Source organism: Cellulomonas sp. URHE0023 (assembly GCF_000688475.1).
Taxonomy (GTDB): Bacteria; Actinomycetota; Actinomycetes; order Actinomycetales; family Cellulomonadaceae; genus Cellulomonas.
Genome location: NZ_JIAN01000005.1, coordinates 1,310,239 through 1,335,567, shown reverse-complemented (window position 1 = coordinate 1,335,567; position 25,329 = coordinate 1,310,239). Strand labels below are relative to the sequence as shown.

At 70.1% G+C, this 25,329-nt stretch carries 26 protein-coding genes and 1 tRNA gene; 12 read left to right on the top strand and 15 right to left on the bottom strand.

Annotated features, from left to right (window positions below; translation table 11 throughout):
- Window positions 1–39: 39 nt before the first annotated feature.
- Window positions 40–122 (bottom strand) — tRNA-Leu (locus tag N553_RS0106905).
- Between the two features lie 228 nt (window positions 123–350).
- Between N553_RS0106905 and N553_RS25335 the strand changes: the two genes are divergently transcribed.
- The 7 genes from N553_RS25335 (at window position 351) to pknB (ending at window position 9,011) form a co-directional block, all read left to right on the top strand.
- Entirely contained in the window at window positions 351–1,061 is a 711-nt protein-coding gene (locus N553_RS25335) for a DUF3662 and FHA domain-containing protein (RefSeq protein WP_028045919.1), read from the top strand.
- Between the two features lie 9 nt (window positions 1,062–1,070).
- Window positions 1,071–1,562 carry an FHA domain-containing protein gene (locus tag N553_RS0106895; RefSeq protein WP_028045918.1) on the top strand — a complete coding sequence of 164 codons (492 nt, stop codon included), beginning with the start codon at window positions 1,071–1,073 and terminating at the stop codon, window positions 1,560–1,562.
- A 3-nt stretch (window positions 1,563–1,565) separates the two neighbouring features.
- Window positions 1,566–2,783 (top strand): Stp1/IreP family PP2C-type Ser/Thr phosphatase, encoded by a 1,218-nt coding sequence (locus tag N553_RS21515; protein ID WP_081844405.1) that lies wholly within the window; start codon window positions 1,566–1,568, stop codon window positions 2,781–2,783.
- Between the two features lie 34 nt (window positions 2,784–2,817).
- Window positions 2,818–4,275, top strand: a complete 1,458-nt coding sequence (locus N553_RS0106885; protein ID WP_028045917.1) for an FtsW/RodA/SpoVE family cell cycle protein — start codon at window positions 2,818–2,820, stop codon at window positions 4,273–4,275.
- Window positions 4,272–5,723, top strand: coding sequence for a penicillin-binding protein 2 (locus N553_RS0106880; protein ID WP_028045916.1), 1,452 nt, complete (start codon window positions 4,272–4,274; stop codon window positions 5,721–5,723). Before N553_RS0106885 ends, N553_RS0106880 begins: the two co-directional genes overlap by 4 nt.
- A complete protein-coding gene (locus N553_RS21510; RefSeq protein WP_081844404.1) occupies window positions 5,720–6,922 on the top strand; it encodes a serine/threonine-protein kinase in 1,203 nt (400 codons plus the stop codon). The genes N553_RS0106880 and N553_RS21510 overlap by 4 nt, the downstream gene beginning before the upstream one ends.
- Window positions 6,923–7,004: 82 nt before the next feature.
- On the top strand, window positions 7,005–9,011 hold the full coding sequence (gene pknB, locus N553_RS0106870; protein ID WP_028045915.1) for a Stk1 family PASTA domain-containing Ser/Thr kinase: 2,007 nt from the start codon (window positions 7,005–7,007) through the stop codon (window positions 9,009–9,011).
- Window positions 9,012–9,077: 66 nt separating this feature from the next.
- Here the strand turns inward: pknB and N553_RS0106865 are convergent, their stop codons facing one another.
- From N553_RS0106865 to N553_RS21500, 4 genes are read right to left on the bottom strand one after another with little or no spacing between them, the layout of a single operon-like run.
- A complete protein-coding gene (locus N553_RS0106865; RefSeq protein ID WP_028045914.1) occupies window positions 9,078–9,701 on the bottom strand; it encodes an aminodeoxychorismate/anthranilate synthase component II in 624 nt (207 codons plus the stop codon).
- A 1-nt stretch (window position 9,702) separates the two neighbouring features.
- Window positions 9,703–9,861: a hypothetical protein gene (locus tag N553_RS25330; RefSeq protein WP_034620753.1), complete on the bottom strand. Its 159-nt coding sequence runs from the start codon at window positions 9,859–9,861 to the stop codon at window positions 9,703–9,705.
- Window positions 9,862–9,874: 13 nt separating this feature from the next.
- Complete coding sequence (locus N553_RS0106855; RefSeq protein WP_028045913.1) at window positions 9,875–10,627, bottom strand: class E sortase; 753 nt, start codon at window positions 10,625–10,627, stop codon at window positions 9,875–9,877.
- Window positions 10,624–11,460, bottom strand: coding sequence for a DUF881 domain-containing protein (locus tag N553_RS21500; protein WP_034620750.1), 837 nt, complete (start codon window positions 11,458–11,460; stop codon window positions 10,624–10,626). The genes N553_RS0106855 and N553_RS21500 overlap by 4 nt, the downstream gene beginning before the upstream one ends.
- A gap of 205 nt (window positions 11,461–11,665) precedes the next feature.
- Here N553_RS21500 and N553_RS0106845 point away from each other — a divergent pair, with 205 nt between their 5' ends.
- Window positions 11,666–11,914 carry a cell division protein CrgA gene (locus N553_RS0106845; RefSeq protein WP_028045912.1) on the top strand — a complete coding sequence of 83 codons (249 nt, stop codon included), beginning with the start codon at window positions 11,666–11,668 and terminating at the stop codon, window positions 11,912–11,914.
- 115 nt (window positions 11,915–12,029) lie between these two features.
- Here N553_RS0106845 and N553_RS0106840 read toward each other — a convergent pair whose 3' ends face one another.
- On the bottom strand, window positions 12,030–12,824 hold the full coding sequence (locus tag N553_RS0106840) for a rhomboid family intramembrane serine protease (RefSeq protein ID WP_231505183.1): 795 nt from the start codon (window positions 12,822–12,824) through the stop codon (window positions 12,030–12,032).
- A gap of 73 nt (window positions 12,825–12,897) precedes the next feature.
- Complete coding sequence (locus N553_RS0106835) at window positions 12,898–13,437, bottom strand: peptidylprolyl isomerase (protein WP_028045910.1); 540 nt, start codon at window positions 13,435–13,437, stop codon at window positions 12,898–12,900.
- A 130-nt stretch (window positions 13,438–13,567) separates the two neighbouring features.
- On the opposite strand from N553_RS0106835, the gene N553_RS0106830 reads away from it, so the two are divergent.
- Complete coding sequence (locus tag N553_RS0106830) at window positions 13,568–14,419, top strand: hypothetical protein (protein ID WP_028045909.1); 852 nt, start codon at window positions 13,568–13,570, stop codon at window positions 14,417–14,419.
- A gap of 63 nt (window positions 14,420–14,482) precedes the next feature.
- On the opposite strand, the gene hisF is transcribed toward N553_RS0106830, so the two are convergent.
- Genes hisF through N553_RS0106805 form a run of 5 tightly spaced genes read right to left on the bottom strand, consistent with a single transcriptional unit; the run spans window position 14,483 to window position 18,515 of the window.
- Complete coding sequence (hisF, locus tag N553_RS0106825) at window positions 14,483–15,277, bottom strand: imidazole glycerol phosphate synthase subunit HisF (RefSeq protein WP_028045908.1); 795 nt, start codon at window positions 15,275–15,277, stop codon at window positions 14,483–14,485.
- Window positions 15,267–15,887 carry an imidazole glycerol phosphate synthase subunit HisH gene (hisH, locus tag N553_RS0106820; RefSeq protein ID WP_028045907.1) on the bottom strand — a complete coding sequence of 207 codons (621 nt, stop codon included), beginning with the start codon at window positions 15,885–15,887 and terminating at the stop codon, window positions 15,267–15,269. The genes hisF and hisH overlap by 11 nt, the downstream gene beginning before the upstream one ends.
- 59 nt (window positions 15,888–15,946) lie before the next feature.
- Window positions 15,947–16,765 carry an ABC transporter permease gene (locus N553_RS0106815; RefSeq protein ID WP_028045906.1) on the bottom strand — a complete coding sequence of 273 codons (819 nt, stop codon included), beginning with the start codon at window positions 16,763–16,765 and terminating at the stop codon, window positions 15,947–15,949.
- Window positions 16,765–17,592: an ABC transporter permease gene (locus tag N553_RS0106810; RefSeq protein WP_028045905.1), complete on the bottom strand. Its 828-nt coding sequence runs from the start codon at window positions 17,590–17,592 to the stop codon at window positions 16,765–16,767. Before N553_RS0106810 ends, N553_RS0106815 begins: the two co-directional genes overlap by 1 nt.
- Window positions 17,589–18,515 (bottom strand): ABC transporter ATP-binding protein, encoded by a 927-nt coding sequence (locus N553_RS0106805; protein WP_156043733.1) that lies wholly within the window; start codon window positions 18,513–18,515, stop codon window positions 17,589–17,591. Before N553_RS0106805 ends, N553_RS0106810 begins: the two co-directional genes overlap by 4 nt.
- Window positions 18,516–18,616: 101 nt before the next feature.
- Between N553_RS0106805 and N553_RS0106800 the strand changes: the two genes are divergently transcribed.
- Window positions 18,617–19,264 carry a GNAT family N-acetyltransferase gene (locus tag N553_RS0106800; protein WP_028045903.1) on the top strand — a complete coding sequence of 216 codons (648 nt, stop codon included), beginning with the start codon at window positions 18,617–18,619 and terminating at the stop codon, window positions 19,262–19,264.
- Between the two features lie 3 nt (window positions 19,265–19,267).
- Here N553_RS0106800 and N553_RS21495 read toward each other — a convergent pair whose 3' ends face one another.
- From N553_RS21495 to N553_RS21490, 3 genes are read right to left on the bottom strand one after another with little or no spacing between them, the layout of a single operon-like run.
- Complete coding sequence (locus N553_RS21495) at window positions 19,268–21,286, bottom strand: glycosyl hydrolase (RefSeq protein WP_034620748.1); 2,019 nt, start codon at window positions 21,284–21,286, stop codon at window positions 19,268–19,270.
- Window positions 21,283–22,014, bottom strand: coding sequence for an HlyD family efflux transporter periplasmic adaptor subunit (locus N553_RS0106790; RefSeq protein WP_028045902.1), 732 nt, complete (start codon window positions 22,012–22,014; stop codon window positions 21,283–21,285). Before N553_RS0106790 ends, N553_RS21495 begins: the two co-directional genes overlap by 4 nt.
- Window positions 22,011–23,672, bottom strand: coding sequence for a glycosyltransferase (locus N553_RS21490; RefSeq protein WP_051639876.1), 1,662 nt, complete (start codon window positions 23,670–23,672; stop codon window positions 22,011–22,013). The genes N553_RS0106790 and N553_RS21490 overlap by 4 nt, the downstream gene beginning before the upstream one ends.
- Window positions 23,673–24,111: 439 nt before the next feature.
- On the opposite strand from N553_RS21490, the gene N553_RS0106780 reads away from it, so the two are divergent.
- Complete coding sequence (locus N553_RS0106780) at window positions 24,112–24,975, top strand: arginase family protein (RefSeq protein ID WP_028045901.1); 864 nt, start codon at window positions 24,112–24,114, stop codon at window positions 24,973–24,975.
- A gap of 87 nt (window positions 24,976–25,062) precedes the next feature.
- Window positions 25,063–25,326 (top strand): HPr family phosphocarrier protein, encoded by a 264-nt coding sequence (locus N553_RS0106775; protein WP_028045900.1) that lies wholly within the window; start codon window positions 25,063–25,065, stop codon window positions 25,324–25,326.
- Window positions 25,327–25,329: the final 3 nt, after the last annotated feature.

Below are 25,329 nucleotides of genomic sequence, written 5' to 3'. Positions count from 1 at the left end.
GGTACTACGTGAGCAGTTCTTTCGGGAACTACCCCTGTGTGCGCGAGGGGGGATTTGAACCCCCACGCCCTTTCGGACACTGGCACCTGAAGCCAGCGCGTCTGCCGTTCCGCCACTCGCGCGCGCCGGAGAACATTAGCACGGTGAGACAGGCGCTTCGCACACGGCCGAGCACGCCGGCACACCACGAAAACCTGGGTGCGGACGTAGCGATCGCCACCCGAACGGGCGTAGGGCGCGAGGGCCGCGCCGAGACGCGCCCCCATCGGGGTCCCGGACGCGCGCGGCCCGGATACCATCGAGCACAAGCGTGCCCGGGTCAGCAGCGACGAGCGGTGAAGGAGGTGGGCGTGGGCATCCTCGACAGGTTCGAGAACGGCGTGGAGCGGGTGGTCAACAACGCGTTCGCCAAGGCCTTCAAGAGCGAGCTCAAGCCGCTCGACCTCTCGAGCGCCCTCCGGCGCGAGGTGGACGACCGCGCGGCCGTGGTCGGACGTGACCGCACGGTGGTGCCCAACGAGTTCACCATCGAGCTCGCCACCGCGGACTACGACCAGGTCGAGTCGTGGGGCGCCGAGGCCCTCGCGGACGAGTTCGCGGCGAACGTCACGGACTACGCGGCCAGCCAGCGGTTCGCGTTCGTCGGGCCGGTCACGGTGCGGTTCAGCGAGGACACAGACCTGGAGGAAGCCCGGTTCCGGGTGGTGAGCGCGACGGTGCGCGGTGCGGTGGCACCCGCGGCGCCGACGGCGACGCCCAGCGCGCGGCACCCGTTGGTCGACATCGACGGCCAGCGCTACATCCTCACAGGCCCCGTCACGGTCATCGGCCGCGGCTCTGAGGCCGACATCATCGTCGACGACCCAGGCGTCTCGAGGCGGCACCTGGAGATCAAGGTGACGCCGGACGGTGTGGTCGCGAGTGACATGGGCTCCACCAACGGGCTCTTCGTCGAGGGCCACCAGGTCCCGGCTGCGACTCTGCTGGACGGCAACACGCTGACCATCGGGCGCACCCGGATCCTGTTCTGGACAGGCGGCGAGCCGGACCCGGACGAGTGACGTCGGCGCATGAGTGAGCTGACGATCACCCTGCTGCGGCTGGGGTACCTGGCTCTGCTCTGGGTTCTGGTGCTCACCTCGATCGCGGTGCTGCGGCGCGACCTGTACGGCACGCGCATCACGGACCGTCGTCGTCGCAAGGTTCCGCAGCCGGCCGGGGTCACGCCCGCCCCGGCGTCCCCGGCCCCGCCCCGGCAGACCAAGCCCTCGGGGCCCAGCCGGCTCGTCGTCACCGACGGCCCCCTGCGTGGCACGATCATCCCGCTCGGGTCGTCGGCGGTCCTGCTCGGTCGCGCTCCCAGCTGCACGCTCGTCCTGGACGACGACTACTCGTCGTCGAGGCACGCACGGATCTACCCGCAGGGTGGCCAGTGGTTCGTCGAGGACCTCGGATCGACGAACGGGACATTCGTGGCGGACCAGCGCGTCGAGGCCCCAACTCCGCTGCCGACCGGTACACCGGTCCGCGTGGGACAGAGCGTGCTCGAGCTGCAGAGGTAACCGGTGACCGTCGCACTCAGATATGCGGCACGGTCCGACGTCGGGCTCGTGCGCTCCAACAACCAGGACTCGGCCTACGCCGGGCCGCACCTCCTCATGGTCGCGGACGGGATGGGTGGTCACGCGGGCGGTGACGTCGCGTCGTCCGTGGCGGTCGCCGCGTTCGCGCCGCTGGACGGTGAGTCGCACGGCTCCGACGACGCCCTGGACCAGCTCGAGGCCGCACTCGCCGACGCACGCGAGGAGATCATCCAGCGCAGCGAGACCGACCCCGAGCTCGCGGGCATGGGCACGACGGTCGTGGCGATCCTGCGCGCGGGCAACAAGCTCGCGATGGTGCACCTGGGCGACTCGCGCGGCTACCTCATGCGGGACAAGGTCCTGACCCAGGTCACCACCGACCACACGTTCGTGCAGCACCTGGTCGACATCGGCCGGATCACCCCGGCCGAGGCGGAGGTGCACCCGCAGCGTTCGGTCGTGATGCGCGTGCTCGGCGACTTCGACCCGGACGTCGCGCCGGACCTGTCGGTCCGCGAGGCGCGGCCGGGCGACCGTTGGCTGCTCTGCTCGGACGGCCTGTCCGGGTTCGTCAGCGCGGAGACCATCGAAGAGACCATGGCCACGATCGACGACGTGGACACGTGCGCGGACCGTCTGGTCCAGCTCGCCCTGCGTGCCGGCGGTGGAGACAACATCACGGTCGTGCTCGCGGACGTCGTCGAGCTGGACGACGTCGCGGACGGCGCCGGGCCGACGACGCACGCGTCCGTGGTGGGCGCCGCCGCCCTGACGCGCAACGACCCCACCTCGGCCGACGAGAGCCCGGCCGCGCGCGCGGCCAACCTGACCAAGCAGGAGGAGCCCGGCCCGCTCGAGGAGGAGCTCGAGGACGAACCCGAGCCCCGGCGCAGGTGGCGGCTCCTGGTCGCGTGGGTGGTGGGCGTCCTCGTGGTCGTCGGCGCCATCGGGGCGACGGTCGCCTGGCTCAACACCCAGTACTACGTGGGTGTCGACGACGGAGAGATCACCATCTTCCGCGGTGTGCCGCAGACCCTGGGCCCCATCGACCTGTCGTCGCCCATCGAGCACTCCGGCACGCAGGTCGACGACCTGCGGTCCGCCTACCTGCGCGAACGGGTCCTGCAGACGATCCAGGCAGGTTCGCTCGACGACGCCCGGGCGCAGGTCGACATGCTGCAGGACGACACGAGCTCGTGAGGGTGCGTGTGATCAGGCAGGTGGGCGGGCGCTGATGGCGACGGTCCAACCGCACCGCGTGCGCGCAGGGCGTGGCGTCGAGCTCGGCCTCCTGGTGCTGGCGCTCGTCATCGGCGTCGCGTCCTACGTACTGGTCGGCATCGGGACGACGGACAAGGTCCCGCCTGACGTCCTCGAGTACGGGTTCGGCATGGCGGTGCTCGCCGTCGCCGTCCACCTGGTGCTGCGCTGGCGTGCGCCGTACGCGGACCCGGTGATCCTGCCGATCACCGTGGCGCTGAACGGCATCGGGCTGGCGATGATCTACCGCATCGACTTCGCGTACGAGGCACGGGGACGCGACCACGGGTTCGCGGACCGGCAGCTCGCGTGGACCGCGATCTCCGTGCTCCTCGCGGCCGTGGTGCTGATCCTGCTGCGCGACCACCGCACCCTGCGCCGCTACACGTACACCGCCGGGGTGGTCGGTCTCGCCCTGATCCTGCTCCCGCTGGTTCCTGGCATCGGCGTACTCATCAACGGCGCCCGCATCTGGGTCCGGGTCGGCGGGATCGGGTTCCAGCCGGCCGAGTTCGCCAAGATCGCGTTCGCGATCTTCTTCGCCGGGTACCTCGTGACGCACCGCGACACGCTCGCACTCGCCGGGCCGAAGGTGCTCGGCCTTCACCTGCCGCGAGCGCGGGACCTCGGTCCGATCCTCATCGTGTGGGGTGCCTCGGTCGCCGTCCTCGTCCTCGAGCGTGACCTGGGCACGTCGCTGCTCTTCTTCGGCCTCTTCGTCGCCATGCTGTACCTGGCCACCGAGCGACTGTCCTGGGTGATCATCGGCATGCTGCTCTTCGTCGTGGGTGCGGGTTTCGCCGCGACGGCGTTCTCGCACGTCGGCGCCCGGTTCGACGCCTGGCTGCACGCCTTCGACCCCGCGGTGTTCGACAAGGCGTACGGCGGCTCCGGCCAGCTGGTCCGTGGCCTGTTCGGGATGGGCAGCGGCGGCCTGTTCGGAACCGGCTGGGGCGAGGGCCGTCCGGACCTCGTGCCGTTCGCGGAGTCGGACTTCGTCGTCGCGTCGCTCGGCGAGGAGCTCGGCCTGACCGGGCTCATCGCGATCCTGATGTTCTACCTGATCCTGGCGCAGCGCGGCTTCCGGACGGCGATCGGGGTCCGCGACGGGTTCGGCAAGCTGCTCGCGGGAGGCCTTGCGTTCATCGTCGCGCTGCAGACGTTCGTCGTGGTCGGCGGGGTCACGCGCGTCATCCCCGTGACCGGGCTGGTGACGCCGTTCATCGCGTACGGCGGCTCGTCGCTCGTCGCCAACTGGGTCATCGTCGCGCTGCTGCTGCGGATCTCCGACGAGGCTCGTCGACCGGCCTCGAGCTCGCGGATCCCGACGCCGATCGCCGGAGTGCCCGTGCTCACCGGCGGCGCACGGACCGACGGTGACGGGCCCGCGGGCGGCGACCAGCCCACCGAGGTCATCGGCAGGACACCGTGAACACCCCGCTGCGCCGGCTCGCCACCGTGGTCATGGCCATGTTCCTCGTCCTCATCGGCAGTGCGACCTGGGTGCAGTACCTCCAGGCCGACAAGCTCAACAACGACACCCGCAACGTGCGCGGCCTCTACCGGGAGTACGGCAACGCGCGGGGCCCGATCGTCGTCGGCGGCAACGCGATCGCCCTGTCGACGCCGGTCGACGATCCCTACGGCTACCAGCGCCAGTACGCGGACGGAAGCACGTACTCGGCGGTGACGGGCTTCTACTCGATCGTCAACGGCAAGAGCGAGCTGGAGAACGCCGCCAACGCCGAGCTCACGGGCAGGGGGGACCAGCTCTTCTTCAGCCGGATCCGCGACCTCATCACGGGACGCAAGCCTGAGGGTGCCGCGGTCGAGACGACGATCAACGCCGCAGCGCAGGCCGCCGCGGTCGCCGGCCTGGGCGACCAGCAGGGCGCGGTCGTCGCGATCGAGCCGTCGACGGGCAAGATCCTCGCGCTGGCCAGCACCCCCGGCTTCGACCCGAACGCGCTGGCGACGCACGACACCGTGGCCGCGAGCGCCGCGTACCAGGCGCTCGACGCAGCACCCGGCAACCCCCTGCGCAGCAACGCGATCAAGGAGCGGTACGCGCCCGGGTCGACCTTCAAGCTGGTCACGGCGGCTGCCGCCCTGGAGAGCGGCGCGTACACGCCGGAGTCCACGCTGCCCGCCCCGGACCAGCTCGACCTCCCGCAGACGACGGCGACGATCGGCAACTTCGGTGGCGAGGGGTGCGGTGGCGAGACCGTCACGCTCGCCGACGCCCTGCGCGTCTCCTGCAACACGGCGTTCGCGCAGCTGGGTCTCGACGTCGGCGCAGACGCCCTGCAGGCGCAGGCCGAGAAGTTCGGGTTCAACGACGCCGGCCAGACCATCCCGATGCTCGTGGTCCCGAGCGTCTTCCCCGGCAACCTGAACGCTCCCGAGACCGCGCAGTCGGCGATCGGACAGCACAACGTGCAGGCGACGCCCATGCAGATGGCCATGGTCTCGGCGGCGATCGCGAACGGCGGGCGCCTGATGACGCCCTACGTCGTGGACGCGGTGCGGTCCGCGGACCTGACCACCGTCACGACGACCAAGCCGAGCCTCTACTCGACGGCCGTCTCTCCTGCCACGGCCGCGGCCCTGACCCAGATGATGCTCGGGGTGGTCGACTCCGGGACCGGCAAGGCGGCGCAGATCCCCGGTGTGCAGGTGGCGGGCAAGACCGGTACCGCACAGACGACCGCCGACCAGCCTCCGCACGCGTGGTTCACCGCGTTCGCACCGGCCGACAACCCCCGGGTCGCGGTCGCGGTGCTCGTCGAGCACGGGGGCAACCTCGGCAACGAGGCCACGGGTGGGCACGTCGCCGCACCGATCGCCAAGGCGGTCATCGAGGCGGTGCTCGGCTCATGAAGACGGCGGCGGGCGTGGCCCTCGGCGAGCGGTACCGGCTGGTCCGGCAGATCGCGGTCGGTGGCATGGGCGAGGTGTGGGAGGCGCACGACGACGCCCTCGCGCGGCCGGTCGCGGTCAAGGTGCTCCGGTCGGAGTTCGCGGGCGACCGCGGGTTCCTCGAGCGGTTCCGTACCGAGGCCCGCAACTCGGCGTCCCTGTCGCACCCGAACATCGCGCAGCTGTTCGACTACGGCGAGCAGGAGGGCTCCGGGTTCCTCGTCATGGAGCTCGTGGTCGGCGAGCCGCTGTCCGACCTGCTCGAGCGCGAACCGGTGCTGCCGACGAGGAAGCTGCTGCCGATCCTCGCGCAGACGGCCCGAGGCCTGCACGCGGCGCACATCGCCGGGGTCGTCCACCGCGACGTGAAGCCCGGCAACATCCTGCTCGGCCGCGGAGGCCGTGTGAAGATCACCGACTTCGGCGTCTCGCTGGCCCGCAACCAGGTCACCATGACCGCCACGGGCATGGTGATGGGGACCGCGCAGTACCTCTCTCCCGAGCAGGCGGTCGGGCATCTGGCGACGCCGCTCTCGGACCTGTACTCCCTCGGGATCATCGCGTACGAGGCGCTCGTCGGGCATCGCCCCTTCACGGGTCCGACGGCCGTCGACATCGCCGTCGCGCACGTGAACAACCCCGTGCCGCCCTTGCCCGCGAGCGTGGACAAGTCGCTGGCGGACCTCGTCGTGAGCCTGCTCTCGAAGGAGCCGGGTCGACGGCCGCAGTCGGGCGAGGACCTGGCCACGTTGCTCGACACGCTGGTCCCGCGCACGCCGCCGAGCGGGGTGCCGATGCTCGTCGAGCGGCCGACGCGGACGCCCGACACGTTCGCGACGGCCGCGACGCCGATCGCCACGGAGGCACCGCCTCCGTCGTACCCGCCGCGCCGGACACGGCGGCTGGAGGAACCGGCGGCTCCCCGGCGGCCGCGCGTGCCCCCTCCCCCGAGCCCGGCAGCCCACCGGTGGTCATGGCCGGTGCTCATCCTCATCCTCGTGCTCGTCGGGATGCTCGGAGCGCTTGCGGCCCGCACGGTGCTCAAGGCGGACGGACCCACCGCATGGCCGACCACGCAGGTCGCAGCCGGACCACCAGGCCGTACAGACCCGCGCCCGATCCTCGACGGATACCCTTCAGGCGAGGGCGAGATGCGATGATCGGCCCGTATAACAGTGCCGAGCACGGCCCAGCCACGCCAGCCCTACCCGGCACGGCATCAACGGAAGCAGAGGACGCCTAGTGGTGGACGACGGATCCCGGATCCTCGCCGGACGGTACGAGGTCGGCGAGCTCATCGGGCGTGGCGGCATGGCCGAGGTGCACATCGGTCACGACACCCGGCTCGGTCGTACGGTCGCCATCAAGATCCTGCGCTCAGACCTCGCCCGTGACCCGAGCTTCCAGAACAGGTTCCGCCGCGAGGCCCAGTCGGCCGCGTCCTTGAACCACCCGGCGATCGTCTCCGTCTACGACACCGGCGAGGACGTCTTCACGGAGCCGACCGGAGTCGTCGCGCACGTGCCGTTCATCGTCATGGAGTACGTCGAGGGCCACACGGTCCGCGACATCCTCCGCGACGGTCACGCGGTGCCCATCGAGGAGGCCGTCGACATCGCCGCGGGCGTGCTCTCGGCCCTCGAGTACTCGCACCACGCGGGCATCGTGCACCGCGACATCAAGCCCGCCAACGTGATGCTGACGCCCACGGGCGCGGTCAAGGTCATGGACTTCGGCATCGCGCGCGCAGTCGCCGACTCCGCCGCGACCATGACGCAGACCCAGGCGGTCATCGGGACCGCGCAGTACCTGTCGCCCGAGCAGGCGCGCGGCGAGACCGTCGACGCCCGCTCCGACCTCTACTCCACGGGCTGCCTGCTCTTCGAGCTCCTCACCGGGCGTCCGCCGTTCCAGGGCGACTCCCCCGTGGCCGTCGCCTACCAGCACGTCCGCGAGGCCGCGCCGGTGCCCAGCTCCTTCGCGTCCGACGTACCCGAGACGCTGGACCGCATCACGCTCAAGGCGCTCGCCAAGGAGCGCGACTCGCGCTACTCGTCGGCTGCCGAGTTCCGGTCCGACCTCGAGGCAGCGGTCCGCGGCGGCGTCGTCACGGCCCCGGCGATCGGCGCGGCCGCAGCGGTCGCGGCGGCATCGGCCGTCGAGTCCACGCAGCTGATGGGCCCCCCGGTCGCCACCACGCAGACCATCCCGCCGGCCACGCCGTGGCAGTCGACGGGCACCCCGGCCACTGCGGACGAGGACCTCGAGGAGTCGCGCAGCAGCAAGGTCTGGCTCTGGGTCCTGATCGGGCTCGCGCTCCTCGCGGTGGGCGCGATCCTGTACCTGGTGCTGAACGGCGACAAGACGCCCGACCAGGTTGCGGTTCCCGACGTCACGAACCAGCAGGAGGCCGCCGCCAAGGCGGTGGTCGAGGGCGAGGGGTTCGTCTGGGGCACCCCGGTCCAGGAGGCCAGTGACACGGTGCCCGAGGGTGCCGTGATCAAGACCGATCCCGCGGCGGACAAGATGGCTGACGCAGGTTCCACGGTCATCCCCACGATCTCCACCGGCAAGGGCACGGTCACCGTGCCGGACGTCGCCGGCATGACGGAGCAGGAGGCCGTCACGGCGTTGACGGGTCTCGGGCTCACGGTGAATCCGACCCGCCAGCCAGAGGACGTCCCGGAGTTCCCGCAGGGTCAGGTGACCAGGACCGACCCGGCTGCTGCCGCGACGGTCGCCGCCGCCACGCCCGTGACGTTGTTCGTGTCGACCGGCAACGTCCCCGTGCCGGACGTCCGGACCATGCCCAAACAGCAGGCGCTGGACACGCTGAACGCCCAGAAGCTCACGGGCAACACCGCCGAGGTCCCCTCCGACCAGGCACCGGGCACGGTCATCGAGCAGGACCAGGCGCCCGGCACCCTGGTCAAGCAGGGCAGGACGATCAACCTGAAGATCGCCGTGGCACCCACCACCGCGACGATCCCGGACAACCTCGCGGGCATGACCTACGACCAGGCGGTCGCCGAGCTGAAGAACGTCGGCCTGGAGAACGTCAACAGGATCGACGACACGTCCGACGAGCCGAAGGACAAGGTGCTGCGCACCGAGCCGACGGCGGGCACCGAGGTGCCGTTCGACGCGCAGATCGACATCCACGTCTCGAAGGGCCCGACGACGCCCCAGGGCCAAGGTTCGGGGCCGTCCGCCTCTCCGAGCGCCAGCCCTCCGAAGCTCGGCGGCTAGCTGACACAGCGAAGGGGCCGTCCCGACCGCGGGACGGCCCCTTCGTCGCGTCTGGACCCGGTCGTCCTACAGCCTGACCAGCGGATGCAGCCCCGTCGCGCGTGTGACGGCGTCGTCGTCGCCACAGATCTGCAGCCAGTTGGCCAGCAGACGGTGGCCGCCTTCGGTGAGCACCGACTCAGGGTGGAACTGGACCCCGTGGAGCGGGAGCGTGCGGTGCTGCAGACCCATGATGATCCCGTGGGCCGTGGCCGTGACCTCCAGGTCGTCGGACACGGTGTCGTTGACGACGGCGAGCGAGTGGTAACGGGTCGCAGTGAACGGGTCGGGCAGGCCGGCCAGCACCCCCTCACCCTTGTGCTCGATCTGGCTGGTCTTGCCGTGCATGAGCTCGGGAGCGTGCGTGACGACGCCCCCGAACACCTCACCCAGGGCCTGGTGTCCCAGGCACACGCCCAGCATCGGGGTGCCGGCTGCCGCGCAGTCGCGGATGACCTGCATGCTCGAGCCGGCGTCCGCGGGCGTGCCGGGGCCGGGCGAGACCAGGATGCCGTCGAACTCTGCGCGCTCCGCTGCGGGCGGCACGGCGTCGTTGCGGACGACGACGGTGTCGGCGCCCAGCTGGTTCAGGTATCCGACGATCGTGTAGACGAACGAGTCGTAGTTGTCGATCACGAGGATGCGCGTCATCTCAGGTCCCAACGGTCGTGTCGTTGAACGGCATGTGCGGTGACAGCGCGGGGAACACCCACGCGAAGCAGACCACCAGGACGGCGAACGCAGCGACCGCGAGGATCAGCACACGCACGACGACGGGTCCCGGCAGGTGCCGCCAGAGCCATCCGTACATCAGCGGCCTCCCATCATGATGCGCCACCTGCGGGGGCGGAAATCAGCTCGGCGGGAATCCCGTCCGTCGTCGGTGCCCAGTAGTCCAGCACACCGTGCACGATGTAGCGCTCGCGCGCCGAGAACATCGGGTGGCACGTGGTCAAGGTGATCATGCGCTCCGTCGGCGTCGCACCGGGTTCCCCGGGGACGGGTGCGATGACCTGGACGTCGGACGGGTCGACGATCTGCGTCGACGTCACGCGGTACACGTACCAGATGTTGTCCGTCGTCCGGATGACGAGCGGGTCGCCTTCCTTCAGCTCGGCGATCCTGTTGAACGGCTTCGCGTAGGTGGTGCGGTGGCCCGCGATCGCGAAGTTGCCCACGTCGCCCGGCATCGCGGTGCCGTCGTAGTGGCCGATGCCGAGGTCGTCGAGCACGGTGGCACGGTCGGTGCCCTGGCTGATCGGGCGTTCCGGCTCGCCGTCCCAGCGTGGGACCTGGATCGTCGCGAAGGTGGTCGCATGCGGTGGCTCGGCCATCACGGGTGGCGCGTCGTGGCGCGGTGGAGCGATCACCGGGGCGGTCGTGCCCCCGGACGGGGTGGGTGACGGGACGGGTTCGAACGGCAGCTCGGCGACGATCTGCGCCTGCGCCCGGTTGCCGACGACGTCGGTCCACCACAGCTGCCAGACCAGGAAGGCGAACAGCAGGACGCCGACGGTGATGAGAAGCTCACCGATCACCCCGACCGTGCTGTATACCGCGTTGCGTGCCCGACTCACGGAGTCTCCGTCGCGCGTGCCCGTGCGCGGCTGGACTCGTCGCGCTCACGCGACTCGGCCTCGTCGAGACCGGGCAGGATCTCGGTACCTTCGGGCACCTCGGCCGCCTGCAGGTCCGTCGACCCCGAGTAGGCCGAGAGCTTGAGCGGCGACGACGGGCTCGACTCCGAGACCGACCAGCCCAGGCCGACGTCGTCGGCGGCGCGGACGTACGCCTGGACGGCGCTCGACACCGCCAGCGCGTGCCGCATCCGGTAAGGGTCTCCGATGGCCCGGACGTCGTAGGGCGGCGAGTAGATCCGGCCGTTGAGGCGCAGGACGTTCCCGACGCAGTGGATCGCGCTCGTCGAGATGATCCGCTGGTCCATGATCTCCATCGCCTCGGCACCACCGGCCCAGAGCGCGTTCATCACGGCCTGGATGTCCTGCTGGTGCACGACGAGGACGTCCGGGCTGACGTCGCCGCGACGAGGGGAGTCGACCGGCGCGTCGTTCAGCCGGATGGTGAGACCTGGGCCCTGCACGGGCACCAGCCCACCCTCGACCGCGTACCCGACGCTGGGTTCACCGACGTCGTTCCCCGACTCCGCGTTCTCCTGCGTCGTCAGCCCGAACACGTCCGAGTGCAGGCCGTCGACCTCGGCAGAGAGCCGCTCGACGCGCTTCTCCTCGACCCTCGTCAGGTCGGCCAGGTCCTGCGGGTGCCGCTCCCCCGACCCGTGCGCGAGCTTGGCGTTCGCGGCGAACAGCGCACCCGAGAGCGCCAGCACGAGCGCGACCGACAGGGTTCCGCGCGCGATGAAGCGCCGGGCCCGGTGCGGGTGCTCGGTCACGTCGGCTCCTACGGCAGGTAAGGCGGGCGCCAGAGCGCCCGTGAGGGACACACGCTGGCGCGCACTACGCTAGGTCACGATGCGCGGGCTCCGTGACGATGCGGGGCTCGGCGTACCAATGATCGCCCGCCCGCCGACCGAGACGTGAACCGCCCGGTCTCCCCGTGGTCTGAACGCCACGCACCGTTGGACAGGAGGCCCCGACGTGCCCGAGTCGAGCTCACGCAAGAAGGCGGCGTACATCCCGCCGCCCGCGAAGTCATCCGGCCCGAAGGTGAACCCGCCGTGGTTCGTCCCGGTCATGCTCACCCTGATGGTCGTGGGGCTCCTCTGGGTCGTCGTCACCTACCTGACGCAGTCCCAGTACCCGATCCCGGGCATCTCGCAGTGGAACCTGCTCATCGGCTTCGTCTTCATCATCGCGGGCTTCGGCATGACAACGCGCTGGCGCTGACCAGCTGCTCTCCGGGGGCGCCGTCCATGTGGACGGCGCCTTCGTCGTCCCCAGGAGTGCACAAGCCTGTGGATAACTACAGCCGTGTAACTTCGCCCGTCGGCGTCAGATCGCGTCAGAAGAAGACGTCGAAGGACCGGTACTTCAGCACCGCGGCGATGACGAGCACGGCAGCCACGAGGGCCGGTGCGGCGAATGCGACCACCGTCCGGCGCTCCTTGGGTGCGTAGGCGTAGGCCGCGGCGAGCGCCACACCGGTGACGAGCCCGCCGAGGTGCGCCTGCCAGGCGATGCCCGCGGCCACGAAGCCGATCGCGAAGTTGATGGCGATCAGACCGATGATCCCCCGGTAGTCACCGCCGAGACGGTGCGTGACCACGAGGGCCGCCCCGAACAGCCCGAACACCGCACCCGACGCACCGACGCTGAGCTGCGCCATGGCCGGCAGGTCCCCGGCGAGCAGCACGGAACCGACCGAGCCACCGACCGCGCTCAGCAGGTACAACGTCAGGTACCGCGCGCGCCCGAGCGTCTGCTCGAGCAGCGGCCCGACGAACCAGAGCGCCACCATGTTGAACACGATGTGCAGGTAGTTCGTCGTCGAGTGCAGGAACGCGACGGTCACGAACCGCCAGGGCTCCAGGTACCCGGCGATCGGAGAGAAGATCCACCGCGCGGTCCAGTCGGGCAGCACCAGCTGCAGCACGAAGCTGGCGACGCACGCACCGATGAGCGCGAGGGTCACCACGGGCCGTCCCGGCCGGATCACCCCGCCGAGCGCCGAGCGCTGCGTCGGGAGGGCGCGCGCAGCCTGCGCGACGCAGTCGACGCACTGGATCCCGACGGCCGCCGGGCGCTGGCACTCCGGGCACGTCGGCCGGCCGCACCGCTGGCACCGCACGTACGACACCCGGTCGGGATGGCGCGGGCAGACGGGCGGCACGGCCGGCGCGCCGGCCGGAGAGCTCTCGCTGATGGCGGTCTCAGTCCTCGATGGCGATGGACTCGATGACGATGTCCTCGACCGGACGGTCACCCGGCCGCACCCGCGTGGTCGCGATGGCGTCCACGACGGCACGGCTCGCGTCGTCGGCAACCTTGCCGAAGATCGTGTGCTTGCCGTTGAGCCAGTCGGTGGCCCCGACGGAGATGAAGAACTGGGAGCCGTTGGTGCCGCCGACCTTGCCCGTGACCGGGTCCAGGCGCTTGCCCGCATTGGCCATGGCGAGCAGGTACGGCTCGCTGAACGTGAGCTCGGGGTGGATCTCATCGTCGAAGTTGTAGCCCGGGCCACCGCGGCCGGTGCCCAGAGGGTCGCCACCCTGGATCATGAAGCCCTCGATCACACGGTGGAACACGACGCCCGCGTACAGCGGGTCGGTGCGCTCTGCGCCGGTGTTCGGGTCCGTCCAGGCCTGGGTACCTGTGGACAGACCCACGAAGTTGGCCACGGTCTTGGGCGCGTGGTTTGGGTAGAGCTCGATCCGGATGTCGCCGGCGGTCGTGTGCAAGGTCGCGAACATGCGACCAGTCTGGCACGCGCCATCGGGCGGTCGGCCGTCAACCGCAGATGCGCAGGCCAGCGGTCCTGCGCAGGCGCCCGCGCGGTGGCAGAGTGGTGGTCTCACTGCAGCCGACGAGCCGGAGCCCGACATGCCCTTCACGAAGAGCCGCCCGAAGATCGACGTTGACACAGAGAAGATCAAGGACCAGGCAGCCGACCTGGGCGCCGCGATCGCCGACGCCGCGAACCAGGCGAAGGGGACCGCGAGCGCGGCCGCCGGCAAGGCAGGTGAGGCCGCGGTGCAGGCCAAGGACTGGACCGCTCCGCGTGTGGAAGCGTTCGTCGACTGGCTCGTGCCGCGCCTCGAGCACGCCTACAAGGAGTCGCTGAAGGCGGCAGCGCCCAAGGTCGAGGCCGCCGCTGACGCCGCGGGCCCGGCGATCGACAACGCGCACGACAAGCTTGTCGACGACGTGCTGCCCAAGGTCGTCGAGGCGCTGCACCAGGCGGCGTTCAAGGCGGGGGAGCTCGCCGAGAAGGCCGCGGACATCGCGGCTGACAAGGCAGCGGTCGCCAGCGCGGCCGTCTCCGCTGCCGCGGCGGAGAAGACCAAGAAGCGCCACACCGGCGCCAAGGTGTTCTGGCTGGTCACCGCGCTCGTCGCCATCGGCGCGGGTGTGGTCGCCTGGAGCCGGTCCCGCTCGACCGTCGACCCGTGGGCGGAGCCCTGGGAGCCCGTCGAGTCCAGCGACGTGCACGGCCGGGTCGCGGACGCCGCGGACGCCGTCGGCGAGGCCGCGGGCACTGCGGTCGCGGGTGCGCGCAAGGCTGCCGGCAAGGTCAGCGACGCCGCCGGTGCGCTCGGTGAGAAGGTCGCCGACGCCACCGAGGACCTGACCGAGAAGGTGGCCGAGACCACCAAGAAGGTCACGCGACGCCCGGCCAAGCCCGCTGAGCCGGCCGCCGAGGACGATGTGCAGGAGAAGGCCGACGAGGTCTGACCACTGAACGCGGAACGACCCCCGGGCCCGTCGGACCGGGGGTCGTCCTACGTCTGGGACAGCTCAGGCGCTGTGCACCGGGCGGACGCGCTCGCCGAGCTCGCCCAGCTGCTCCTTCATCTCCTCGACGGTCAGGTTGTGCTCGACCCTCGGCGAGTACAGCATCGAGCTGACGATGGCCCCGGTGGCGCCGATCCCGAACGCGTCGCTCACGTGGCTGATCCGGCCGGCACCCCCGGACGCGATGACCGGCAGGGACACCGCCTCGGTGATCAGCCCGGTGATCTCCAGGTCGTAGCCCTCACCCGTGCCGTCACGGTCGATGCTGTTCACGACGATCTCACCGGCGCCGAGGTCCTGGCCGCGCCGCGCCCACTCGACCGCGTCCATGCCGGTGAAGGTGCGGGCGCCGTCGATCGCGATCTCGTAGCCGCTGGGGATGCTCGCGGTCTTCTCCACGCGCTTGACCTGCATGCTCAGCACGATGCACTGCCGCCCGAACTCCTTGGAGCCCTGCGTGATGATCTCGGGCTTGCGCACGGCCATCGAGTCGATGCTGATCTTCTCGGCGCCGGCCCGCAGCACCAGGTGCATGTCCTCGAGCGAGCGGATGCCCCCACCCACGGTCAGCGGGACGAACGTGCGGTGCGCGATCCTGCGGACCATGTCGAGGTCGATCTGGCGCTTCTGCGCGCTCGCCATGATGTCGTACGTGACAATCTCGTCGACGTCGTCCCGGTAGAGCCGGTCGGCGAGCTCCGCGGGGTCGCCGACGTCGATGTTGTCCTGGAACTGCTGGGCCTTGGTGACGCGCCCGTCCTTGACGTCGAAGCAGGCGATCAGCCGGTTAGCCAGCAACGGGAACCTCCAGGTCGCAGAACGCCTTGAGCACCTGCAGGCCGGCCCGCGCGCTCTTCTCGGTGTGGAACTGCGTCGCCATGATGTTGCCCTGCGCGACCGCGGCGGCGAACGGCTGACCGTAGGTGGTCACCCCGACGAGCGCTGCGGAGTCCGTCGGGACCGCGTAGTAGGAGTTGACGAAGTAGTAGTAGCCGCCGGGAGTGAACGACTGGGCGAAAGGGTGCTCACCGCGGACGTCGACCGTGTTCCAGCCCATGTGCGGGACCCGGACCTCGGTGTTGTCGAACTGCTGCACCGTGCCCTTGATCCAGCCGAGGCACTCCTGGTCGTCCTCGGCGCTGTGCTCGAACAGCACCTGCAACCCGACGCACACGCCGAGGAAGCCCTGACCGTCGCCCAGCACCTTGTCGGTCAGGTGACCCACCCAGCCGTCGTGCGCCAGGGACTCCATGGTCACTCCCGCGGAGCCGACACCCGGGAGGACGTACTTGTCGATGTCGTCGCACTCGGACGGCTTGGTCACCAGCTTGTGCGGGACTCCGAGGTGGCCGAGTGCGTAGGCGACGCTCTGGGAGTTCCCGGTGCGGTAGTCGATGATCCCGATCACTGCACGATCCTAACGGTGCAGGTCCGCGCCCGGCCGAGCAGTCCATCTGCCGTCGCACATCACCCGAGGAACAGGGCGCGCAGGCGCCTGGTCGTGAACGTCAGCCCCAGCGCCACCAGCACGGCGAAGTACGCGACGTGCACGAGCATCGCCTGGTCGAGCACGCCCAGCGTCAGCCCTCGCACCAGCTCGACCGCCTGGTAGAGCGGCAGCGCCTTGATGATGCCCTGCAACCAGCCCGGGTAAACGGTCACCGGGTAGAACGTGGCCGAGAACAGGAACATCGGGAGCATGACGAAGTTGATCCAGTCCATCTGCTGGAAGGTCTTCAGGTAGCTCGTCACCGCCATCCCCAGGCTCGCGAACCCGAAGGCCACGAGCAGGACGGCCGGGACGGCCAGCACGGCTGACCAGGCCAGGTTCAGGCCCATCACCTGCATGACAGTGAGGAACCCGACCGCGTACGCACCGCCGCGGATCAGCGCGATGGTGATCTCGCCGAACGCGACGTCCAGCGGCCCGAGCGACGTGGTGAGCATCGCGTCGTAGAGCTTGCCGTAGTGCATCTTGAAGAACACGTTCCAGGTGGAGTCGTACACCGCACCGTTCATCGCGCTCACCGCCATGAGCGCGGGCGCGATGTACGCGGCGTAGGGGACCGACGCACCCGAGGGCAGCTCGACGTCGCCGATGTACGTGCCGAGACCGATCCCCATGGCGAACAGGTAGAACACCGGCTCGAAGAACCCGGAGAGCATCACGGGCCAGTTGGTGCTGCGAGTCGCCTGCATCCCGCGCGCCACCACCGACCGCGCGTTGCGGGCGTAGAGCGCCCCTACGCTGCCCGGCCGGCGACGGACCTCGACGTCGACCGCCATCAGCGCAGCCTCCGTCGGAAGACCCGGTGTGCGAGCACCCAACCCGTCACCACGTACGCGACCAGCACCGCGTAGTGCCACACGACCGGCCACGACCCCGGCGGCAGCCCGTACGAGAGCGACCGTCCGATCTCCGATGCGTGCCACAGCGGCGAGATCCAGCCGATCCACTGCAGCCACAGCGGGAGCGTGGCCAGCGGGAAGAACGTCCCCGAGAACAGGAACAGCGGCGTGAAGATGAACCGGTTGACCAGCGCGAACTGTCCCTTGTCCTGCGTGATCGACGCCGAGTAGGCCATGAGCGGCAGCCCGAACGCCATCCCGCCCAGCACACCGACCAGCGGCATCCACGCGGCGCCCCACGGGTCCCCGACAGCACCGAACGCGACCATCAGCACGTAGTAGGCGGTGGTCGTGAAGATCATCCGGAAGAACACGGAAAGGATGAGACCGGACGCGATTTGTCCCGGCTCCACCGGGGAGGCGTTCATGCCCCAGAAGAGGCGGCGCCACTTGAAGCCGGCCATCACCGTGAACGTGAACTCGTCGGTCGAGACGGTCACGGCGGACGTCGCGAGAAGTGCGGGCGCCACGAAGAACAGGTAGCTGACCGGCCCGTCAGCGCCGTCGGCGATCGACTGGTCCAGGAACGTCGCCAGGCCCAGCCCGATCCCGAGCAGGTAGAGCAACGGGCTGCCGAGGCCGGTCATGACGATGGTCCAGGCGTAGGCCCGCATGCCGCGCAGCTGGTGCTCCGCGACGTACCAGATACCGAACCGCCGGGCCCTGGTCTCATGCGTCATCGTCGTCAGGTCAGGGTCCGTCATTCGATCAGGCTCCGTCCCGTCAACCGCAGGAACACGTCCTCGAGGCTCGCGCGGCGCACCAGGCTGGTGGTCGGGTGCAGACCGAGGTGGTTCACGCGCTCGAGCACCGCCTCCCCGTCGTCGGCGTACAGCAGGACGCGGTCGGGCAGCAGCTCCATACGTTCGGTCAGTCCCGTCATCCGCTCGGCGGCGGACGCGTTGTGCTCCGACCCGAACCGCAGCTCCACCACCTCTCGGGTCGAGTACTCACGGATCAGCCGCGCAGGGCTTCCCTCGGCCATGATCCGGCCCTTGTCCACGACGACGAGCCGGTCGCAGAGCTGTTCGGCCTCGTCCATGTAGTGCGTGGTGAGCACAAGGGTGGTGCCGCGCTCCTTCAGCCGGAACAGGCGGTCCCACAGCACGTGCCGCGCCTGCGGGTCGAGGCCGGTGGTCGGCTCGTCGAGCATGAGGATGCGCGGCTCGTTGATCAGAGCGCGGGCGATGGTCAGCCGCCGCTTCATCCCACCCGACAGGTCGTCGACCTTGGCGGTCCGCTTGTCATCGAGCTGCGCGAAGGTGAGCAGCTCGTCCGCCCGGGACCGGCACGTCGCGCGGGGGATCCCGAAGTAGCGGCCGTAGATGATGAGGTTGTCTCGCACGCTGAGCTCGGTGTCGAGGTTGTCCTCCTGCGGCACCACGCCGAGCAGCGACCGGATCTCGGGGCCGTGCGTGTCAGGGTCCCGGCCGAGCACCCGCAGGTCTCCGGCCGTACGCGCCGAGACGGCCCCGATCATCCGCATGGTGGTCGACTTGCCTGCCCCGTTGGGCCCCAGCAGTCCGAACGACTCTCCCGCCGGCACCTCGAAGTCGATGCCGTCGACAGCGGTGAACTCCCCGAAGCGCTTGGTCAGACCGGCGGCGGAGATGACGGGAGCGATCACAGCGAACCAACCTAGACGGGCGCACCCACAACCGCAGAGTTGATATGCACCACGGACGATTGCCCTTGCGGGCCCGCCGCACGGGCCGACACCCTGCTGCCATGACAGCCCTGACGGACCTCTGGCCGGTGGCCGACCTGCGCGTGACCTGCGGTGACCTGTCGCTCGAGTTCCTCGACGACGCACGGCTCGTCGAGCTCGCCGCACTCGCCGGGGAGGGGATCCACGACCCCGACGTCCTTCCGTTCAACTCGCCCTGGTCCAAAGGCACGCCGACGGAGGTCGCGCGTCGGGTCCTGGCGTACCAGTGGGCGGTCCGCGGGAGCATCGAGCCGAACAGCTGGCGCCTCGAGCTCGCTCTGGTGCGGGACGGGGAGGTCCTGGGGGTCCAGGGTGCCTTCGCCTCCGACTTCCCCGTCACCCGCACTGCCGAGACGGGATCATGGCTGGGCCGTCGCCACCAAGGCCACGGCCTCGCGACGCCCATGCGGCTGATGATGCTGCACCTGCTGTTCGAGGGTCTGGGTGCGCAGGTCGCGACGACTGCCGCGTTCGCCGACAACGCCGCCTCGCAGGCCGTGACGCGGCGCATCGGCTACACGCCCAACGGCCTCGACCGCGTCGCCCGTGAGGGCGCCGCGGTCGAGAGCCGTCGATTCGTGCTGAGCCGGGCGGACTGGGCACGGGTGCCGCGTCCGGAGATCACGCTGTCCGGGGTCGAGCCGGTGCGCGAGCTGCTCGGCCTGTAGCTGTCAGCCGACCGGATGCGCCCGGGCGGCGGCGATGAACGCGAGCGTCGCCGCCCGGGACGTCCCGTCGTCGATCGCGACATCCGGAAGGGCCTGGGCGTCCTTCCACGCCGTCGCGGCGTCGTCAGCACCGGCGAGCGCCAGGTACTCGAGCAGGTAGCCGCCGAACTGGACACCGAAGCCTGCCGGCGACGCCTCCTTCACCGAGGCCCGGATCTGCTCAGGGTCGACGCCCTCGGCGACGTTGCGCTGCACCGGTCCCATGGGGATCAGCTGGATGCCGAGGATCGCAGCCGGCTCGGGGCTGAACCACGTGGCGTAGTCGCGCTTGCCGCCCCAGTTCAGGGAGACGATGCGGTGGTCGAAGCCGGACGGCAGGTCCGGGTCCGTCCAGTAGGCCCGCGCGGTCGACGACTCGGTGGACGCGAGCCAGGTCGCCTCCGTCGCCAGCTCGTCCTGCCCGGACGCCTTGGCCCACAGCCCCAGGCCGTTCCAGGCATTGACGGCCTCAGACGAGGACTCCTGGTTGTTGCCGTCCGCGAACGGTGACGTGCCCGACGCCCACGAGTGGCCGGCGTACGGGTCGAACGACCGCAGCTGCGGCAGCTGCGTGGAGGGCTTCGCGGCGGCGATGTCCTGCGCGAGCAGGTTCATCACCGGTGCGAGGTCGGACGCGAGCGCCTTGTCGCCCTCGGCGAGCAGGCCGGCTGCGGACAGCAGGTAGCCGTAGTGGAAGTGGTGGTCGTTGAGCTCGTCGGACCCGAAGGACGCGGTGAGACCGATGACCGACCGTGCCTTGTCGTCGTACACCACGCACCGGGCGTCACGGTCGGCGCACCCCTGCGGCTGGGCCCACTCCCGCAGGGCCTTCTCGGTTGTCGTGCGCAGGTCGGCGACGTCGACGCCGAGCTTCTCGCCCAGCACGACGAGCGTCGCGGCGCGGTTGAGCGCCTTGCCACCGAAGTACGTGTCCGACGGGAACGCTGGGGTTGCGGCGACGTCCGCTGCGACCGCGGAGCTGATCGCGTCGCGCTCGTCGGCGGAGATGCCGTCGAGGTCGAACGTGCCCGTCGGGGTCACGGTCGGCGCATCGGACGTGAGCGTCGAGCCGGTGCACAGCTCGAGGTCGCCGTAGATGCTGGGGTAGGTGCCCAGACCGCAGTCCTCGCGCTCCGGCTGGTCGCCTTCACGGTGGTGCGGCATGAGCACGTACGCGGTCTTCCCGTCTGAGCGGTAGGTGAGGGTTGTCCGGGCGGTGTCCCCGTCCACCGCGTAGGCGACATCGACGCCCGTGACAGGGTGCTCGGCAGCGGCGGCCAGCGCCGACTTCGCCTTCGAGGACGCCTCGGGCGGCAGTGCGTACCAGCTCGCGGCCTGTCCCTTCTTCAGTGTCGTCGTACCGCCCTTCGTGCTCCCGCCCACCAGGCCCCAGTCGGTGGCCCCGACCTGAGCGGTCGCGGGGCTGCCCTTGAACGAGCCGCCGGTCGTGCGGGCGGTGACGTCGGTCGCCGCGGTGAAGCTCACGAACGGCGAACCCTCGGCGATCACGACGTGCCCGAGCGTGCTGCCCGAGCCATCGAGCAGCGCGACGGTCACGCTCACCGGGTCGGCCTCGGTCACCTGTGCGCTCGCCGCGCCCACGTCGACGGTCAAGGCCGGGACGTGGGGAGCGGCGATCGTCTTCTCGGTGACCGTCGGGTCCGGCAGCCCGATCGTGAAGCCCGAGTCGGTCAGTGCGAAGGACAAGGGCTGCGCGAACACAGGCTGCGGCTCGTCACCGAAGACCAGCCCGCTGTACCAGCGGTTGGTCGGCGGCACGACGCCGGATGCCAGGCGCGCAGGGTCGATCTTCGCGACGGCCTCGTCCGGCACCGCCTTGACCAGCGCCGCCGTGTCCACGGAGGGCCGCGCCGCGGCGGTCCCACCCGGGGCGGTCTGCTCCCGCTTGGTGACCATCACGGCGGCACCCGCCACGACGAGCGACACGACCAGGGCAACTGCCACCACGAGTCCGCGCCTCATCCGAACACCCCCTCGAGGTAGCCCGAGACGTGGTCGGAAACGGTGGTCACCACCCCGTCGTTGCGCAGCCGGAGATCTGCCTGGACGGGCGCGCCGGCGACGACGAGCCCGTTGCGGGATCCGTCGACGAGGCCCTTGGCGGTGACGGTCATGACCGCCTGCGCCTTGCCGCCGTCCGTCTGCACCTGCACGCGGGACACGTGGCCCGTGACGGTGTGCTGGTCGGGCAGCTTGATCGTGACGGTCGCGGACTCCGGCACGCGGGCGTACTGCGTGGGGGTCAGCGTGTACTGCGCCTGCACGTACAGGCTGCCTGTCCGCTCGACGGTGGCCAGGTCTGCGGATGCCCGCACGAAGGTCCCACCGTCGGCGGACACCTCGGTCACGGTCCCGTCGTCGGTGGCCAGGAGCACCAGACGGCCCTCGGGGTCGATGCTCGTGCCCTCGATCGAGTCACCGACGAGTCCGTGCGCCCGGTCGTAGTCCAGCGAGTTCGAGTCGATGGTGAACAGAGGGTCTCCCTTGTGGACGGTGTCCCCGACCTCGACCTGCTGGTCGGCGACGAGGCCTTCATAGGGCGTACCCACCGTGTAGGTGCGCGCCATGATCTGCGCGGAGTCGCTTGCGACGTGCCCGCGTTCGGCGTTCAGCTTGAAAGTGGCTATGGCGGCGACGACGAGCACGAGCAGCACGCCGACGACCAGCCTGATCCGGCTTCCCCAGGTCATACGGTCACCTCCGTTCGACGAGCGGCTCGGGCCTCGAGCCGCCCGTGGTGCCCTTCCCGCCAGGCTGCGACGAGGAAGCTCCCCAAGATGAGGGTGTTGGTCGCGTTCCAGGCGACGGCAAGGCTCGGGGACCCGTTGCTCGAGTCCTTCCAGATGCCGACCACGGTGGTCAGGAGCAGGAACTCGAAGAAGAGCACCTGCGGCATCACGAACGCGAAGGGTGAGCGGTAGGCACCCTTGCGCCCGGTGACGTGCCAGACCTGCTCACGCTTGAAAATCGCGTTCATGAGGGCCCGCACGTAGATCGGGAACGAGACGCTGGCCAGCAGCAGGACCTGCCAGCGGAACGATCCGAGCGTGTAGAACGCCAGGACGACCTGCAGGACGTAGAACCCGGCGTAGTACAACGCCCAGGTCATCGGCGTGATGGTCAGGTCCATCGGCGTCAGGTTGAAGTAGATCTGCAGCGGTGGCACCAGCAGGAGCAGGAGCGGCGCGATGCCGGTCAGGTAGTGCGTCGCGGTGACCGTGTACTGCAGCCGCTGGTCCATGGTCAGGTTGTGCTTCCGGGACAGCGGGTTGTGCGTGAGCATGATCTCGAACCCGCCGGTCGCCCAGCGGAGCTGCTGCTTGGTGTACGCCTCGACGGTCTCGGGGGTGTCCCCGACGGCCAGGGTGGTCGGGATGTAGATCGTCTTCCAGCCCTTCTCGTGCAGCATCAGCGACGTCCACACGTCCTCGGACTTGGAGTCCGAGTAGATGCCACCGACGGAGTCGATCGCGGCCCGCCGGAAGATCACGTTGGTGCCGACGCAGAAGGCCGCGTTGAAGCGGTTCCGGCCTGGCTGGATGAACCGGTAGAACACGGCCTGCATGTAGCCCGCGCCCTTGGAGACGACGGTGTGCAGGTTGCCGTACGTCTGCGGCGTCTGGACGAACGCGACGTCGGCGGTCGCGAAGAACGGCACGGTCTCCCGGAGGAACTCCGGGCGCGGCACGAAGTCGGCGTCGAACACCACGAACAGGTCGGAGTGCGTCAGGGACAGCGCGTGGTTGATGTTCCCCGCCTTGGCGCCGTTGGTGGACAGCCTGCGGATGTAACGGGCACCGAGCTCGGCGGCCAGGCCGCGGACCTCGTCGGAGCGTCCGTCGTCCAGCACGTAGGTGTCGTGGGCGCCCTGCATCGCGACGGCGGCGGTCACCGTCTTGCGGATGGTCTCGAGGTCCTCGCCGTAGGTGGTGATGAAGACGTCCACGCTCACCTGGGCGTCGTTGAGGTACATGGTCCAGGTGTTCGGCACGTCCTCGGCGCGGTCCCGGATGATCGCGGCCAGGTCGTACAGACCGTCCTGGGCGTGGTGGAAGGCGAAGGTGCGTGGGTCGTGACTGCTGGACAGCACGGTCCACATGGACAGCAGGGCGTGCACGACGAGCACCGTCTCGGCGACGATGACCATGACGTACGGCAACCAGTCGCCGCGGTTGGCCGGGTTCAGCAGGAATGCTGCGTAGACGATGATGCCGGTGCTCGCGAGGAGCACCAGGAGCATCAGGGACGGGCTCTGGGCAGACTCGTTCTCGGAGCTGCGGCCGGGTGGTGTGCTCTGCAGTTCGGTACTGCGGGGCTCCATCAGGAGCCGATCGAACGTGGTAGCCACGGGGATCCTCCTTCGGCATCGCCGCAAGATGCGATGGACGCCGGACCCGGTCGCAGCCGTGTCCGTCGCTCGCGACGACGCGGATGCCGGGTACTTCACCGGAGGCCTTCTTCAAGACCGCCGGCTTCGGTGGATGACTCCACGGTAGGTGGGGGCCGCCCGGAGCTGTCTAGCGCCAGTCATGTGTCTACAGTCACAGGAGTGACATGGACACTTGTCCGGTTTGTGCTGTTCTCGCTGGTCAGTCGCCTGTCTCAGGCCCCTTTTCGGGCTTACCGTTTGCGGCCGATTGCCCGCTTGCCGTTTCACGATGTGGGACGGGCGGGGTGCGTGCCCTCCTGCGTGCGAGCTGCTCGCTTCTTGCCCGGCCAACGACTCGACCGTGAACCGCCCGCAATGCTGCAAAGGCACACCCAAGGGGACTGCCTACGCTGAGCCGATGGCCCCTGCGCGTCGCCTCATCACGGTCCCGTACGACTCGGGCCGCCGACGGGAGGGTCTGGGCAAGGGGCCCGACGCGTGGCTCGCGGCGGGTGCGGAGCGCCGGCTGAGGCTCGCCGGAGGTCCGGTCTCCGCGGCGGAGGTCCGGTGTCCGGCACACCTCGGCGAGCTGGCGTCGGCGTTCGCCGTGGCCCGGGAGGTCGCCGCAGGTGTTCGCGAGGCGTGGGACGCGGGAGCGTCGCCCGTGGTGCTCGCCGGGAACTGCGGCGCATCCCTGGGGGTGCTTGCCGGCCTCCCGGAGCGCACTGGCGTGCTGTGGCTGGACGCACACGGCGACCTACAGCTCCCCTCGACGACGACGAGCGGCTACGTGGACGGCATGAGCCTGAGCGCGATCACCGGCCGCTGCTGGGAGGCGCTCGCCGCGAGCGTGCCGGGCTTCGTCCCGGTGCCCGACGAGCGGGTCCTGATCCTCGGTGCGCACGCGCTCGACGACGACGAGGTCCGGCTGCTGGCCGGGTCCTCGATCAGGGTCCTGAGCGCCGACACGGTGCGGTCGGAGCACACGGGCGACGCGCTGACGGGGCTGACGCGCCACGTCGACCGGCTGCACGTGCACGTGGACCTCGACGTGCACGACGTGTCTGTGGGGCGGGCGAACGCGTGGACCGCGACCGGTGGGCTGGGCGCCGACGAGGTCACGGCGCTGGTCCGGGCCGCGGCCGAGCACCTCCCCCTTGCGTCGCTGACCCTCGCATCCTGGGATCCCGCGCTCGACTATCACCACAGGATGCGGGACGTCGGTCTGGCGCTGCTCGAGCTGGCCGGGGAGCTGCTCTCGACGGACCGGCCGGTCGCGTAGCCATCGGCGACCAAGGCGTCCTATCGCTTGCTGGTCTAGACCAGTATGGTGGTGACGTCATCGTCGACCCGTCCTTGGAGGCATGTCATGCAGCGTTCCGTCGTCGTCACACTTCCCGAAGGGCTGCACGCACGCCCAGCCGCCCAGTTCGTCGCCACGGCCGGCCAGCAGCCGGCCAAGGTCACGATCGCCAAGGCCGGCGGCACGCCCGTGGCAGCAGGTTCCATCCTCGCGATCATGACGCTCGGGGTCGGCCCCGGCGACGAGGTCGTGCTGGCGACGGACGCCGACGACGACGCCTCGGCAACCTCGCTCGACGCCCTGGAGAGCTTCCTGCTGCAGTCGGCCTGACCT

Bases quoted from the DNA above. Each gene is read 5' to 3' on its own strand.
- N553_RS0106885 (WP_028045917.1), top strand. From the start codon at position 2,818: ATGGCGACGGTCCAACCGCACCGCGTGCGCGCAGGGCGTGGCGTCGAG.
- N553_RS0106810 (WP_028045905.1), bottom strand. From the start codon at position 17,592: ATGACGGACCCTGACCTGACGACGATGACGCATGAGACCAGGGCCCGG.
- N553_RS21495 (WP_034620748.1), bottom strand. From the start codon at position 21,286: ATGAGGCGCGGACTCGTGGTGGCAGTTGCCCTGGTCGTGTCGCTCGTC.
- N553_RS25330 (WP_034620753.1), bottom strand. From the start codon at position 9,861: ATGTACGGATGGCTCTGGCGGCACCTGCCGGGACCCGTCGTCGTGCGT.
- N553_RS0106790 (WP_028045902.1), bottom strand. From the start codon at position 22,014: ATGACCTGGGGAAGCCGGATCAGGCTGGTCGTCGGCGTGCTGCTCGTG.
- N553_RS0106800 (WP_028045903.1), top strand. From the start codon at position 18,617: ATGACAGCCCTGACGGACCTCTGGCCGGTGGCCGACCTGCGCGTGACC.
- N553_RS0106865 (WP_028045914.1), bottom strand. From the start codon at position 9,701: ATGACGCGCATCCTCGTGATCGACAACTACGACTCGTTCGTCTACACG.
- N553_RS0106830 (WP_028045909.1), top strand. From the start codon at position 13,568: ATGCCCTTCACGAAGAGCCGCCCGAAGATCGACGTTGACACAGAGAAG.
- N553_RS0106780 (WP_028045901.1), top strand. From the start codon at position 24,112: ATGGCCCCTGCGCGTCGCCTCATCACGGTCCCGTACGACTCGGGCCGC.
- N553_RS0106775 (WP_028045900.1), top strand. From the start codon at position 25,063: ATGCAGCGTTCCGTCGTCGTCACACTTCCCGAAGGGCTGCACGCACGC.
- N553_RS21510 (WP_081844404.1), top strand. From the start codon at position 5,720: ATGAAGACGGCGGCGGGCGTGGCCCTCGGCGAGCGGTACCGGCTGGTC.
- N553_RS0106895 (WP_028045918.1), top strand. From the start codon at position 1,071: ATGAGTGAGCTGACGATCACCCTGCTGCGGCTGGGGTACCTGGCTCTG.
- N553_RS0106835 (WP_028045910.1), bottom strand. From the start codon at position 13,437: ATGTTCGCGACCTTGCACACGACCGCCGGCGACATCCGGATCGAGCTC.
- N553_RS0106815 (WP_028045906.1), bottom strand. From the start codon at position 16,765: ATGGCGGTCGACGTCGAGGTCCGTCGCCGGCCGGGCAGCGTAGGGGCG.